Origin of the sequence: Streptococcus sp. sy004 (assembly GCF_007859205.1) — a bacterium.
Classification (GTDB): domain Bacteria; phylum Bacillota; class Bacilli; order Lactobacillales; family Streptococcaceae; genus Streptococcus.
Map to the genome: position 1 here is coordinate 292,462 of NZ_VOHP01000001.1, position 14,220 is coordinate 306,681.

The window sequence follows — 14,220 nt, forward strand, 5'->3', positions numbered from 1 at the left end:
ATGCAAGAAAAAATTGCTGTTTTGTTGCCAGCCTATAATGAAGAAGTAACCATTCAAAAGGTTATTTCTGATTTCCAAAAGGTATTGCCACAAGCGACCATTTATGTTTATGACAATAACTCTAAGGACAAGACCAACCAATTAGCTAAAGCGTCTGGAGCAGTGGTTCGTTTTGAACCTCGTCAGGGTAAGGGAAATGTGGTGCGTTCGATGTTTCGTGAAATTGACGCGGATTACTACATCATGGTTGACGCGGATGACACTTATCCAGCAGATGAGGTCAACAAGTTGTTAGATCCTCTGCGACAAGGGCAAGCTGATATGACCATTGGTGATCGCTTATCCAATGGGAGCTATGCCAAGGAAAACAAACGTGGCTTCCATGATTTTGGCAATAATTTGGTTAAGGGTTTGATTAACCGACTTTATCAGGGAAATTACGAAGATATTATGACTGGCTATCGTGGCTTTAATCGTTTGTTTGTCAAAACCTTTCCAGTCTTGTCGCCAGGCTTTGAAATCGAAACAGAATTGTCAATTCATGCCTTGGATAAACGCTTTAAGTTGGTTGAAGTACCAATCACCTATCAAGACCGTCCAGAAGGAAGTGAATCCAAGTTAAGCACGTTTTCCGATGGTTTTAAGGTCTTACGCACTATTTTTAACCTGTTCAAAGATTACAAGCCCTTACTTTTCTTTAGTCTTTTATCTCTTATCTTTGTCATTTTGGGCTTATTGGTAGGTCTGCCTGTCATTAGCGAATTTACTCGGACAGGCTTGATTGCTAAATTCCCCTCAGCCATTTTAGCAACTGGACTGATGATTTTTGCAGGCCTCTTCTTTATTTCAGGAGTCATTTTAGATACCGTTGTTCGTCAAAATCGCATGCATTATGAATTGAAAGTGTATGAGTACTATGAAAAGTACCAGAGTGAAGAGGCATGAAAACATATTTGAAAGCAAGTCTTGACGGACTAATTAAGTGGCGGTATTATATTGCTGTTTTTGCCTTTTTACTAGGTTTAATGTTTAATCTGCACGGTAGCTCAATTAGTGTTTGGAATAAATTTGGCTTACAAGAAGCCAGTAATGGTCAAAAAATTGAAACGACAACGATTAGTGATTTGAAAGGGTGGGAAAAGGCTAACTTATGGTTACCTCAGTTCAACTCAGAAGATGGGATTATCTTGGGAGTACCAAGATTAATTCGAAGTGATGAATGGTTTGTGCAAACTAGTTTTTATTTATCTCAAGCCAATACGGGTAATCAGTTAATCAATGATCGTTATGCTCTTTCTGGTCAAAACATGATTGTAGCCTACAATGCACCTGTTTGGCACCCATCTGTAATCGGTAAACCATTTAACTGGGGCTTTCTTTTCTTGGGTAGCAGTAGGGGACTGGCTTGGTATTGGTCTTTTAAGTTAATTGCTCTATTACTTTTAGCTTTTGAGTTTGCTATGATTTTAACACGTAAAAATAAATACCTGTCCTTACTTGGTAGTTTGTGGTTGACCTTTACCCCAACGATTCAATGGTGGTTCATGCAGCACCTAGGAGATATTGTCTTTTTTGCCTTACTGATCATGGTCAGCATGTATCACTATTTTGAAGTAAAAAGTAAAAAGAAAAAAGTATTTCTTTCTGCCTGTCTAGGATCTGGTATTATTGGTTATGTTCTAGTGATTTATCCAGCTTTTCAAGTACCTTTTGCTTATCTGTTACTAGGATTTACTGTATGGTGTTTCAGAGCTGCCTATAAGAAACAAATGATAAAACGATTTGATTGGCTAATGATTGCTATTACATTAGTTTGGTCTTTAGGAATCGTTGGTCTATCTCTTTACCAAAGTAGAGACGCCATTCAAGCCAGTCTAGCAACAGTTTATCCTGGAAGTCGCATCTCAACAGGTGGTGAAATAAATCTTAGCCAACTGGTTGAAATGCTCTTAAATGTGTTTCTACCATTCAATATTCCAAGTTTTTCTAATCAGGTTGAATTAGCAAGCTCCTATCATTTTCTTCCTTTCATCTTATTATTACTTCCCTTTTATTTGAAATCGTCTAAGAAATTCTGGCAAATCAAGGAAAATCGCTTAGGTTTGTTCTTGATTGTTTTAGCAAGTTTCTTACTCTTTTATGCTTTGATTGGCTTACCTGAAATCTTAGCAAAATTAAGTCTATTTAGCTATGTAACTTCTAGTAGAGCGTGGCAGGCTATGGCCGTAATCTCTGTTTGGGTAAGTATTTGGTTTATGTCTTATATTTGGGAACAAAAAAATCAAGTCAATAGTCTGTGGGCAGGCTTACTTTTAGGTATTTGTTCAGCTCTCTCTTATTTCTTGTTACTGGGAAATAAGCTTTATCAAGATTACGTTGATTCTATTTTGCTAAGTCTGGCTTGGTTTTGGTTCATTTTTATCTTCTTCTTGATATTTTTTGGCTATAGAAAATTAGCTAGCCTTGCTTTGATGTGTCTCATTGTCTTATCAGGAATGACAGTCAATCCCTTGGTGCAAGGAACAGCCGTTATCGAGGAGAAGGCCTTATCAATTCAAGTAAAAAACCTGGTTAATCGAGATCCAAATGGTTTGTGGTTGAGTGAAAATGGTAATTTTTATAATTACCTACAAATTTTTGGTGCTAAATCTATTGATGGTGTTAGATTCTATCCTGATCGTCAACTAATGACCAAGCTAGATGAACAAAATCTCTATGAAACAGAGTGGAACCGTTATTCTCATCTACGTTATCTGTTGACAACAGAAACCACGACATTTAGCAATCCTGCACCTGATAATGTGACGATCTCACTTAATATGACAACATTAAATAATTTGGGGATTGATTATATTTTAACCAATCGCAATTTAACTGATTTATTTGGTCAATCTTTCCAAGAAATTTATCAAGATAGTGATGGGAATCGTATCTATCGTTATCAGCCCAATCTATAAAAAATCTTCCTCAAGTCTTAACTTGGGAAGTTTTTTTATTTTATTTAGCCTTCAAAATCAGCTTTTTGTTTGACATCAGCGTATTCTTGAGCAACTTCATCTTTAAGGATGTCGTCATAAGCTGGTAGCTGGATGTCTTGACCATATTTATTGCGAAGTGCAGTAGTGACTAGGCGATAGGCCAAGCGAGGATTACGAGCTAAGATTGGGCCGTGGAAGTAGCTACCATAGACGTTTTTATAGTGAACGCCCTCAGTGCCGTCTTCCTTGTTGTTGCCACAACCATAAACAACTTTACCTAGTGGTTTTTCATCATCAGAAAGAAAGGTTCGTCCTTGATGATTTTCAAAACCGTAGTAGGTTTCGTTAAATTCTTCATTGTGGATTTTAATGTCACCAATGAAACGGTTATTTTCTTGATTTAGCGTGTAGTGCCCCATGACACCAATTCCTTCAATTCTAACCCCATTAGCTTGAATATAATACTGGCCGAGTAGTTGAAAACCACCACAGATAGCTAAAATGACCTTGTTGTCTTCAATAAACTGAGCAACATCATGACGTTTGCTTGGTAAATCTTTGGCAACAAGGGTTTGTTCATAGTCCTGTCCACCACCAAAAAAGGCAAGGTCATAGTGGTCTGGGTCAAAACGGTCATCAATAGAAACAATATCAACCGTTACTGAAGCCCCTAATTTTTCACCGACATATTTCATCATCAAAACATTGCCATTGTCACCATAGGTATTCATGAGATTGCCATAAAGGTGGGCTAAATTGAGTTGGTAGGAATAATCACGGTCTGTTGGTGATTGCAAAGAAGTATAAGTCATTTAGTTCCCCTCCTTTCTGATAGCATTTTTCTTGGTCAATAGCTCACGCAATTCTAACATGGCCGTATAAGTCGCAAGGATATAGGCATTTGGTGTTTCTTGTTGGCTAATCAAGTTAACCAAGTCTTCCAGACTGTCTGTTGCTTGGATTTTTTCTGAATCATAGCCAGTGACACGTAAGCGACGAGCAATTTCTGCCTGACGAACCCCTCCTGCAAAGACTTGCGTGATGTTCATCTCAGTAATACTTTCAAAATCAGCATCCCAAATCCAGCTAGTGTCAATCCCATCAGCATAATTGGCGTTTAATAGAACAGATAGCGTAAACGGATAAGGAGCTAGTTTAATCATTTCAAGGGCTTGATTGGCTCCAACAGGATTTTTAATTAGGATAAGCGTACAATCGGTATTGCCAATCTTGAAGGTTTCTTGACGCCCAAAGACTGCCTTACTCTTTTCAAATCCAGCCTTGATTTTTTCAGGAGAAACTCCCAACTGTTCAGCAACAGCAACACTAGCTAGGGCATTATAGATATTGTAAAGCCCACCAACATTGATTTTATATTCTTGACCATCAATGATAAATTGTGACGACACATGAGTTAATTCTGTTAACTGGGTCAAGCGATAGTCAAGTTGTGGACGCTTGAAACCACAATGTTGACAGATATAATCCCCGAGATTAGCATAGGTATTGAGCTGATAGGTCAAAATCTGATGGCAGTCTGGGCAGACAATTCCTTCGGTGTTGTAATGAGGGAGATGAGCAGCCGTCTTTTCAGTATCAAAACCATAATATTTGACAGGATTTGTCATGCTACTAGGGTGAAAGAGTGGGCTATCCCCATTGGCTAAAATGGTTGCTTCCGGTGCATTTTTTGCTCCGTCTAAGATAAAGCGATAGGTGGTATAAATTTCACCGTAACGATCCATCTGATCCTTAAAAATATTGGTGAAGACAAACAGACTTGGTTTGATATATTGAGTAATTTTAGGCAGACTAGCCTCATCAATTTCCAAGACGGCAATTTTTTTGCCAGAAGCCCCAGTTTTAGCAGTCAAGAAAGTTGACGTAATCCCTGTAATCATGTTAGCTCCACTAGGATTGGTCAAGACTTGACCATAAGCCTCTTGTAAAATGCCAACAGTCAGAGCAGTCGTCAAGGTTTTACCATTTGAACCAGTGATAACGACGATTTCATAGTCTTTGGCTAAGTCATCCAAGAGATGCTTGTCAATCTTCAGAGCGATTTTACCTGGTAAAGTCGAACCACGACCAAGTTTATTAAGAATAAAATGGGCAGATTGCCCAGCTAATTTTGCAAAAGTTGATTTTATTGTCATGACATTATTTTATCACAAAATCTTGAATTAAGATAAGGAAAAACTCCATAGAAAATGATATAATAAGCATAATAGTGTAGATTGAAAAGAGAAAGGAAGGGTTGCATGAATAGTATATTGGCACTAGATGCTAGATTCTGGGCTGATTTGGTTACTGATCCATGGACAATTTTAGTAAACTTATTTGATATTGTCATCGTAACCTGGCTGATTTATCGTTTTATCAAAAGCCTAGCTGGAACAAAATTGATGTCCTTGATTCAAGGGATTATTCTTTTTGTTATGTTACGTTTTGTCATTGAAATTATTGGGTTTCCCACACTAGCTTGGTTAATGAATCAGGTCTTAACCTATGGGGTTATTGCCCTTGTAATCATTTTTGCTCCAGAAATTCGAGCTGGATTAGAGCGTTTTGGACGAACAACCAATATCTTGATGAAACAAAAAGTAGATAATGATGAGGATCAAATGATTGAGGCTTTTGTGAAATCAGTGGCCTATCTGAGTCCACGTAAGATAGGTGCTTTAATCGCAGTTGAACAAACTCAAACCCTACAAGAATACATTGCCTCTGGTATTGCACTTAACGCTGAGATTTCCAGCCAGCTCTTAATCAATATTTTCATTCCGAATACTCCTTTACATGATGGAGCAGTAATCATTAGGGGAAAAGAGATTGTCACAGCCTGTTCTTACCTTCCTTTGTCAGAATCTATGGACATCTCAAAAACATTTGGAACGAGACATCGAGCGGCTATTGGATTGTCAGAACTATCTGATGCCTTTACCATTGTTGTGTCTGAGGAAACGGGTGGCATTTCAGTGACCCACATGAGTCAGTTTTACCATGATTTGACTCTGACACAGTTTGAAGAGCTCTTACGAGAAACCTTTAAAACAGATAAACCTAAAAAGATAAGTTGGTTGTCTCGTTTGTTAGGAGGTTCGCATGCTTAGACGATTTTTCCAAACCAAATTTAGTATGGTTCTGTTATCGCTAGCCTTGAGCTTCTTGCTCTTTTTAACAGCGACGTCGGTACGTTATAGCAATAAGGTCAATACAACCAAAGAATCAGCAGAAACCTATACTTATACCATTGAACATGTTCCTATTGATATTCAATATGACAATAGTAAGTACTTTATCGTGGGTTATTCTTATGATGCAGAAGTCTATTTAACAGCGACCAATCGTGTGAAATTGGATTCAGAAATCAACAGTGATACGAGGAAGTTTAAGGTGGTGGCTGATTTAACTAATGTCAAAGAAGGCACGAGTAAGGTGGAATTAAAAGTTAGAAATCTACCTAGTGGAATGACAGCAAAGGTCATACCAGCCAGCATGAGTGTCACCTTAGGATTGAAGAAAACCAAAACTTTCAATGTTGAAGTTGATATGGATAGCATAAATCTAGCTCAGGGTTATCGTTTGTTAGATGTTGATATAGCTGATAAAAAGGTAGAAGTGACTAGCGATGAAAATACAATCGATCAAGTCAGTCGAGTCATTGCTAAACTACCAGAAGATGTAACTCTATCAGAAAAATATAGCGGTGCAGTGACCTTGCAGGCAGTGGCAGCTGATGGCACGGTTTTACCAAGCATCATTGAGCCGTCAAAATCAAAATTGACCGTCAATGTAGAAGCTATCACAAAGACAGTACCAATCAAGGTTGAGTTATCTGGAAAAATGGAAGAAAGTCTATCCAATGTGCTTTATAAACTAACAGAGAAACAGGTAACCATTCAAGGTAGTCAAGAACAGTTGGATACGATTAACGAGATTACAACCAAGGTAGATATTACAGGTGTGAATAAAGAAGTTATTCAGATGACATCTTTACAAGTACCAGAAGGGATAACGGCATCTATTAGTCAAGTTGAAGTGAAGTTATCACCAGTCAAAAAATAAATTTAGTAAGATAGAAAGTTGAGGAAGTGCAAGTCGCACAGTAAACAATTATGGGTAAATATTTTGGAACAGACGGTGTTCGTGGTGAAGCAAATCTGGAGTTAACACCAGAGTTAGCTTTTAAGTTGGGACGTTTTGGCGGTTATATTTTAAGTCAACATGAAGTGAATCAACCACGTGTCTTTGTCGCACGAGATACACGTATTTCAGGTCAGATGTTAGAGTCGGCTTTGATTGCAGGGCTGTTATCAGTTGGCATTGAAGTGTATCAATTAGGCGTTTTAGCTACACCAGGCGTGTCTTATCTTGTACGCACTGAAAATGCAAGTGCAGGTGTCATGATTTCAGCTAGTCACAATCCAGCTAGGGATAATGGGATTAAGTTCTTTGGTAGTGATGGTTTCAAGCTCAATGATGACGTGGAACTTGAAATCGAAGCCCTCCTAGATGCCGAACAAGATGACTTGCCACGTCCAAGTGCCCAAGGTTTGGGTCGCTTGGTCGCTTATCCTGAAGGGATTCGTAAGTATGAAAAATTCCTAACTTCGACAGGGGTTGCACTTGATGGTATGAAAGTGGCGATTGACGCTGCTAATGGTGCAGCAGTCGCTTCGGCTCGTAATGTCTTTTTGGATCTGGGAGCAGACCTTAGCATGATTGGCGAAACACCAAATGGTCTTAACATCAATGAAGCGGTTGGCTCAACTCATCCAGAACAATTGCAAGAATTGGTGCTTGCCGAACAAGCAGCAGTTGGTTTAGCTTTTGATGGAGATAGTGATCGTTTGATTGCTGTTGACGAAAAAGGGCAGTTGGTGGATGGTGATAAGATTATGTTCATCATCGGTAAGTACCTGTCTGAAAAAGGGCAACTGGCTAAAAATACCATTGTGACAACAGTTATGTCAAATTTAGGTTTCCACAAGGCCTTGGATAGTCAAGGGGTCAACAAGGTTGTTACAGCAGTTGGTGACCGTTATGTCGTTGAGGAGATGCGTCGCTCTGGCTATAATTTTGGTGGCGAACAATCAGGTCATGTGATTATCATGGATTATAATACGACTGGCGATGGTCAACTGACAGCCATTCAACTAACCAAAATTATGAAAGAAACAGGTAAGTCCTTATCAGAGTTAGCAGCTGAGGTGACGATTTACCCACAAAAATTAGTCAACATTCCTGTTGATAATCAAATGAAACATCGAGCAATGGAAGTGCCAGCTATTGCAGCCATTATTGAAAAAATGGAAACTGAGATGGCAGGTAACGGTCGCATTTTGGTACGTCCAAGTGGAACAGAGCCACTCTTACGTGTCATGGCAGAAGCACCAACAGATGATGAAGTCAATTATTACGTGGATACCATTGCCCAAGTTGTTCAAGCTGAAATTGGAAAATAAGCATAGCCCGACTAGAGAAATCTAGTGGGCTATTTTTTGTTAGTCACTAGATAAAAGAGAGATTGAAGCACCTTAAAAAGATAGGTGAGTAAACTGGTTACTGGCTAGAGTTTTTGATAAGAACTTGCTTACTCAGTAGGTGTGCTGAGGTCTGCCTTTTTTTGGACAGAGCAGCTCAAACGGTAATTCTTGAATGTTTCCAAAGTTTTTTTACTGTCTAAAAGCGTGACGGTGTTTGCCCAAAAAGGGCAAAGCAGCTCAAGCAGTAATTCCCGAACAATTCCAAAGGTTTTTTGCTGTTTAAAAGTGTGATGGTGTTTGCCCAAAAAGGGCAGACAATCTCAAGTAGTAATTTCCGAACAATTCCAAAGGTTTTTTACTGTCTAAAAGTGTGATGGTGTTTGCCCAAAAAAGCAGAGCAGTTCAAGCAGTAATTCCCGAACAATCCTAAAGTTTTTTAACTGTCTAGACTTGTGATTGGGATAAGGTCAATAGTACAAGTTTGCCAACTCAGGCTATTTTTGACAGTCTAGGAACTTAACTTAGGCAAAAAGGAGATTAACTCAAACAATTCCTTAGCATTTAGCTCTAAAAATGATAAAATAGAACTATGTTAAACAAACCAACATCAGCTTATGTCCATATTCCTTTTTGTACTCAGATTTGTTACTACTGTGATTTTTCTAAGGTATTTATCAAAAATCAGCCAGTTGATGACTACTTGGAAGCCTTGATGACTGAGTTTAGGACTTATGATATTCATGATTTAAGAACCCTTTATATCGGTGGGGGAACCCCAACAGCAATCTCTGCCGAACAATTAGACTATCTGTTGAGCAATTTAACCAAGGAGCTTAATCTTGACATGCTCGAAGAATTTACCATTGAAGCCAATCCTGGTGATTTGACACCTGACAAGATTGCAGTTATGCAAAATTCGGCAGTCAATCGAGTATCTCTTGGTGTTCAGACCTTTAATGACAAGCATTTGAAACAGATTGGTCGTAGTCATAACGAAGCTCAGATTTATAGCACCATTGACAGCCTTAAACAAGCTGGTTTTAATAACATTTCCATTGATTTAATCTATGCTCTGCCACGTCAGACCATGGAAGATGTCAAGGAAAATGTAAAAAAAGCCTTGGCCTTGGATATTCCTCACCTTAGTTTATATAGTTTGATTTTAGAGCATCACACGGTCTTTATGAACAAGATGCGTCGGGGCAAACTCAATCTCCCAACGGAAGATTTAGAAGCCGAGATGTTTGAATATATCATCGAGCAGCTAGAACTCAACGGTTTTGAGCATTATGAGATTTCTAACTTCACCAAGCCAGGTTTTGAGAGCCGCCATAATCTTGTTTATTGGGACAATGCCGAGTACTTTGCCTGTGGAGCGGGGGCGTCTGGCTACATCAATGGCATGCGTTATCGCAACCGTGGGCCAATTCAACACTATTTGAAGGCCATTCGTGAAGAAAAACATTCACGCCTGTCCGAAGAGTTTTTGACCAAAAATGAACAAATGGAAGAAGAATTTTTCCTTGGCTTGCGTAAAAAATCTGGTGTATCCATCAAGCGATTTGAGGAAAAGTTTGGCGTGTCCTTTGACGCACAATATGGTCAGATTGTTGAAGAATTGCGAGCAGATGGTCTATTGTCAGCAGACAAAGAGTTTATTCGCATGACGAAAAAGGGTCTCTTTCTGGGAGATACCGTTGCTGAAAAATTTATTTTGGAATAAGAAGATATGGGAAAACTATTTGAATACCAGTTGCAAGTGCCTTTTTATCAGATGGATTGTCATGGGAGAATGCGCCTAGCTCATCTGATTTCTTTAACCTTGCAAGTATCTACTCAACAATCAGAAGCACTGGGAATTAGCGATCAGTGGTTATTTCAAGAATACGGTCTAGTCTGGGTAGTGACAGCTTATGATGTGGTAATCAATCGTTTGCCGTCTTATCATGAACAGTTAAGGATAAAGACGGAGCCGACGGCTTATACAACCTATACTTGTTACCGTGATTTTCACATCTTATCAGAATCAGGCGAGTTATTGGTCAGTATTCAGGCGACCTTTGTTTTGTTGAATTACCAAAGTCGCCGTCCTCATCGTGTGTTAGAGGATATCATCAGCCCGTTTGGCTCAGAAAAACTGCAAAAGCGTCTGCCAACTTATACTTATCCAGAGTTAACCAAAGCTCACTCACGCTTGGTTCAAGTAGTGTATTCTGACTTGGATTTGAATGGGCATGTTAATAACACACGCTATTTGGACTGGTTCTATGATGAGCTGCCATTTGATTTTCTGACACATCATTATCCAAGTCGCATTCGTTTGAGTTATCTAAAGGAAATACAGGCACAGACAGAGCTAACCACTCACTATCAGCAAGATGGGCTGACCAGTCATTATGTCATCACCTCTCATCAAGGAACTCACGCCAAAGCAATCATAGAATGGAAAAAAGATGAACTATAAGGGTTATTTAATTGATTTAGATGGTACGATTTACACAGGCAATCAAGTGATTGAAGCCGGTCGTGACTTTGTCTATCGATTACAAGAAAAACAACTACCGCATTTATTTTTAACCAATAACACCACACGAACTCCGAAGCAAGTCCAAGAATTGCTAAACAAGACCTTTGCGATTGACACGGATTTAGATCAGATTTATACAGCAACCTTGGCGACAGTGGATTATATGGATGACCTTAATCTTGCTAAAACAGTCTATGTCATTGGCGAAGACGGGCTAAAGTCTGCCATTTTTGAGGCAGGCTATCAAGAGGATAAGGACAATCCAGCCTATGTTGTGGTTGGGCTAGATCGTCAAGTCACCTATGACAAATTGGCTCTTGCCACCCTAGCTATTCAAAAAGGTGCTAGATTTATTGGAACCAATCCAGATCTTAATATCCCAACAGAACAAGGACTTTTACCAGGTGGTGGGTCATTGCTTGCCTTACTTGAAGCAGCAACAGGAGTTGTCCCAACGGTGATTGGAAAACCCAATGCTATTATTATGGAAAAAGCCTTGCAACGCTTAGGCACACCAAAAGAAGAAACGGTCATGGTGGGTGATAATTATTTGACGGATATTCGAGCAGGTTTGGATAATGGCTTTCCTACCCTTTTAGTGACGACAGGATTTACTAAGCCAGAAGAAGTGCCAAACCTACCACAAGCACCTAGCCATGTGGTTGCTAGTCTTTCAGAATGGTCTATTGATGATGACGAGTAAGTGGCGATTTTATCTGACCTTGCTATGTTTACTGGCGAGTCTTGTTCTAGCGACCATTTATTTGGCTTGGCTGATATTTCCGTTAGAGATTGGTTGGCTAGATTTGCCTAAGCAAGTGTCGCTTAGTCCATCAGTGATTTTAAGCAATTTTAATCAACTGATGACCTATCTCACTCAATTTTGGTCGCCTAGGTTAAGCATGACGGATTTTCCATCGTCAGAAGCAGGCTTAAAGCATTTTGCAGATGTGAAAGGATTGTTTTTACTAACTCAAGGCATTTTTTTGTTAACCCTTTGGCCAGCCATACGCTTTTTTGGGCAAGATTGGCGTCAAACCAGTTTTGAATCCTATCGTCTGACCATAAAAGGCTTGGCACTTTTGCCTTTGGGTATCGCAGTTGTTGTGATGTTAGTTGGGTTTGAAACCTTCTTTTATCTTTTCCATCAAATCTTTTTTGCAGGCAAGAGCAACTGGCTATTTAATCCTTTTACAGATCCAGTGATTCTAATTTTGCCAGAAACCTTTTTCTTACATTGTTTTGTCATTTTTTTCGTCTTGTATGAATTAGTCTTTTGGGGACTGTATTTTTGGGGGCGAAAAAGATAGACTTTACTGTGTAAAGGAGTGTCATTAGGTAAGTTTTTTGATATAATAAAATGAATTGATAAGATATAGTAAAGGATAAGAAATGAATAGTAGTGATTTGAAAAAACGGCAGGAAAAAATTCGTAATTTTTCCATCATTGCCCATATTGACCATGGGAAGTCAACCTTGGCTGATCGTATTTTAGAAAAAACAGAAACGGTATCAAGTCGTGAAATGCAAGATCAACTCCTGGATAGCATGGATTTGGAGCGTGAGCGTGGAATCACCATTAAACTTAATGCGATTGAGTTGAATTACACGGCTAAAGATGGGGAAACCTATATTTTCCACTTGATTGACACACCAGGTCACGTTGACTTTACCTATGAAGTATCACGCAGTTTGGCTGCCTGTGAGGGAGCAATTTTGGTCGTTGATGCGGCTCAAGGGATTGAAGCACAAACCTTGGCCAACGTTTACTTGGCTTTGGATAATGATTTGGAAATCTTGCCAGTTATCAATAAGATTGATTTACCTGCCGCTGACCCTGAGCGTGTTCGAGCTGAGGTTGAGGATGTGATTGGTTTAGATGCCAGTGAAGCAGTTTTGGCGTCTGCCAAGGCAGGAATTGGGATTGAAGACATTTTAGAGCAGATTGTTGAAAAGGTACCAGCCCCAACTGGTGATGTGGAAGCTCCGCTGAAAGCCTTGATTTTTGACTCGGTTTATGACGCTTATCGTGGGGTTATTCTCCAAGTTCGTATCATGGATGGCATGGTCAAGCCAGGCGATAAGATTCAGATGATGTCTAATGACAAGACCTTTGATGTGACTGAAGTTGGGATTTTTACTCCTAAGGCTATGGGACGTGATTTTCTGGCAACAGGAGATGTTGGTTATATTGCAGCGTCTATTAAGACAGTCGCTGATACTCGAGTGGGTGACACAGTTACCCTAGCCAACAATCCAGCCCAAGAAGCTCTTGCAGGCTACAAGCAGATGAATCCAATGGTGTTTGCAGGGATTTATCCAATCGAATCTAATAAATACAATGATTTGCGAGAAGCCTTAGAAAAATTACAACTGAATGATGCCAGTCTGCAATTTGAACCAGAAACATCTCAAGCTCTTGGTTTTGGTTTCCGTTGTGGTTTCTTGGGCTTACTTCACATGGACGTTATTCAAGAGCGTTTGGAGCGTGAGTTTAACATTGACTTAATCATGACTGCACCATCGGTGGTTTATCATGTCAATACCACAGATGGTAATCAGATTGAAGTATCCAACCCAAGTGAGTTTCCAGATCCAACCAAGGTTGATAGCATTGAAGAACCTTACGTTAAGGCACAAATTATGGTGCCACAGGAGTTTGTTGGTGCCGTTATGGAACTTGCCCAACGTAAACGTGGTGATTTTGTGACCATGGAATACATTGATGATAATCGTGTCAATGTTATTTATCAAATTCCACTGGCTGAGATTGTCTTTGATTTCTTTGACAAGCTCAAGTCATCAACCCGTGGCTATGCCAGCTTTGACTATGAAATCTCTGAATATCGTACCTCTCGCTTGGTTAAGATGGATATTCTCCTAAATGGTGATAAGGTTGATGCCCTTAGCTTTATCGTCCACCGTGATTTTGCCTATGAACGTGGTAAAATTATCGTTGAAAAACTGAAAAAAATCATCCCTCGTCAGCAATTTGAAGTGCCAATTCAGGCAGCTATTGGTCATAAAATTGTGGCGAGAACGGACATTAAGGCCCTTCGCAAGAATGTCTTGGCTAAATGTTACGGTGGAGATGTCTCTCGTAAACGTAAACTTCTAGAAAAACAAAAAGCTGGTAAAAAACGCATGAAATCAATCGGTTCAGTAGAAGTCCCACAAGAAGCTTTCTTGAGTGTGCTTAGTATGGATGATGATAGTAAATAATATA

At 39.4% G+C, this 14,220-nt stretch carries 12 protein-coding genes; 10 read left to right on the forward strand and 2 right to left on the reverse strand.

Annotation, left to right across the window (positions count from 1 at the left end; all coding sequences use genetic code 11):
- Positions 1–945, forward strand: coding sequence for a glycosyltransferase family 2 protein (locus FRX54_RS01570; protein WP_146460281.1), 945 nt, complete (start codon positions 1–3; stop codon positions 943–945).
- Complete coding sequence (locus tag FRX54_RS01575) at positions 942–2,957, forward strand: hypothetical protein (RefSeq protein WP_146460283.1); 2,016 nt, start codon at positions 942–944, stop codon at positions 2,955–2,957. The genes FRX54_RS01570 and FRX54_RS01575 overlap by 4 nt, the downstream gene beginning before the upstream one ends.
- A gap of 44 nt (positions 2,958–3,001) precedes the next feature.
- Here FRX54_RS01575 and gatD read toward each other — a convergent pair whose 3' ends face one another.
- Positions 3,002–3,790 carry a lipid II isoglutaminyl synthase subunit GatD gene (gene gatD, locus FRX54_RS01580; RefSeq protein WP_146460285.1) on the reverse strand — a complete coding sequence of 263 codons (789 nt, stop codon included), beginning with the start codon at positions 3,788–3,790 and terminating at the stop codon, positions 3,002–3,004.
- Positions 3,791–5,134: a lipid II isoglutaminyl synthase subunit MurT gene (murT, locus tag FRX54_RS01585; protein WP_146460287.1), complete on the reverse strand. Its 1,344-nt coding sequence runs from the start codon at positions 5,132–5,134 to the stop codon at positions 3,791–3,793.
- 105 nt (positions 5,135–5,239) lie between these two features.
- Between murT and cdaA the strand changes: the two genes are divergently transcribed.
- The 8 genes from cdaA (at position 5,240) to lepA (ending at position 14,216) form a co-directional block, all read left to right on the forward strand.
- Positions 5,240–6,091 carry a diadenylate cyclase CdaA gene (gene cdaA / locus FRX54_RS01590; protein ID WP_146460289.1) on the forward strand — a complete coding sequence of 284 codons (852 nt, stop codon included), beginning with the start codon at positions 5,240–5,242 and terminating at the stop codon, positions 6,089–6,091.
- Complete coding sequence (locus FRX54_RS01595; RefSeq protein WP_146460291.1) at positions 6,084–7,046, forward strand: YbbR-like domain-containing protein; 963 nt, start codon at positions 6,084–6,086, stop codon at positions 7,044–7,046. Before cdaA ends, FRX54_RS01595 begins: the two co-directional genes overlap by 8 nt.
- 50 nt (positions 7,047–7,096) lie before the next feature.
- Positions 7,097–8,446, forward strand: coding sequence for a phosphoglucosamine mutase (glmM, locus tag FRX54_RS01600; protein ID WP_146460293.1), 1,350 nt, complete (start codon positions 7,097–7,099; stop codon positions 8,444–8,446).
- 610 nt (positions 8,447–9,056) lie between these two features.
- Positions 9,057–10,190, forward strand: coding sequence for a radical SAM family heme chaperone HemW (gene hemW / locus FRX54_RS01605; protein WP_146460296.1), 1,134 nt, complete (start codon positions 9,057–9,059; stop codon positions 10,188–10,190).
- Positions 10,191–10,196: 6 nt separating this feature from the next.
- A complete protein-coding gene (locus tag FRX54_RS01610) occupies positions 10,197–10,931 on the forward strand; it encodes an acyl-ACP thioesterase domain-containing protein (protein ID WP_146460298.1) in 735 nt (244 codons plus the stop codon).
- Positions 10,921–11,697 carry a TIGR01457 family HAD-type hydrolase gene (locus FRX54_RS01615; protein ID WP_146460300.1) on the forward strand — a complete coding sequence of 259 codons (777 nt, stop codon included), beginning with the start codon at positions 10,921–10,923 and terminating at the stop codon, positions 11,695–11,697. Before FRX54_RS01610 ends, FRX54_RS01615 begins: the two co-directional genes overlap by 11 nt.
- Positions 11,684–12,304 (forward strand): TIGR01906 family membrane protein, encoded by a 621-nt coding sequence (locus tag FRX54_RS01620; protein ID WP_315897722.1) that lies wholly within the window; start codon positions 11,684–11,686, stop codon positions 12,302–12,304. Before FRX54_RS01615 ends, FRX54_RS01620 begins: the two co-directional genes overlap by 14 nt.
- Positions 12,305–12,386: 82 nt before the next feature.
- On the forward strand, positions 12,387–14,216 hold the full coding sequence (gene lepA / locus FRX54_RS01625; protein ID WP_146460302.1) for a translation elongation factor 4: 1,830 nt from the start codon (positions 12,387–12,389) through the stop codon (positions 14,214–14,216).
- The last annotated feature ends 4 nt before the right edge of the window (positions 14,217–14,220 follow it).